Consider the following 450-nt stretch of genomic DNA (forward strand, 5'->3'; position numbering starts at 1 on the left):
AATCATGGGCGTCCTCCAAGAACGCTTCCCCAGCCCCACCCCCGTCGGCCCCGAACAACTCGCCGAACTGCGCACGCTCAACGAGATCGTCGGCTTCGTACTGGAGCTGGGCGGATCGGGCGCGACGACCGCGACCACGACCCTCGCCGAAACGAGCACCTCGGTGTCTGCGGCCGCCACGGCCGACGATGTGCGTGGCGCTCTCCTCGACGTCGTCTCGGCGAAGACCGGCTACCCCGCGGAGATGCTCGACCTCGGCATGGACGTCGAGGCCGACCTCGGCATCGACTCCATCAAACGCGTCGAAATCATGGGCGTCCTCCAAGAACGCTTCCCCAGCCCCACCCCCGTCGGCCCCGAACAACTCGCCGAACTCCGGACGTTGGGTGACATCGTCGGTTTCGTCACCGGACTGTCCGAGGGCCCCGCAACCGACGTGCACACGACTGT

1 protein-coding gene is annotated in these 450 nt (G+C 67.1%); it reads left to right on the plus strand.

The genetic code is table 11. The annotated features are described in order from the left end of the window. On the plus strand, positions 1 to 450 hold a 450-nt coding region (locus ADK36_RS10855; RefSeq protein ID WP_159391113.1), incomplete at both ends, for a phosphopantetheine-binding protein.

This window comes from Streptomyces viridochromogenes (genome assembly GCF_001270495.1).
Lineage (GTDB): Bacteria > Actinomycetota > Actinomycetes > Streptomycetales > Streptomycetaceae > Streptomyces > Streptomyces viridochromogenes_A.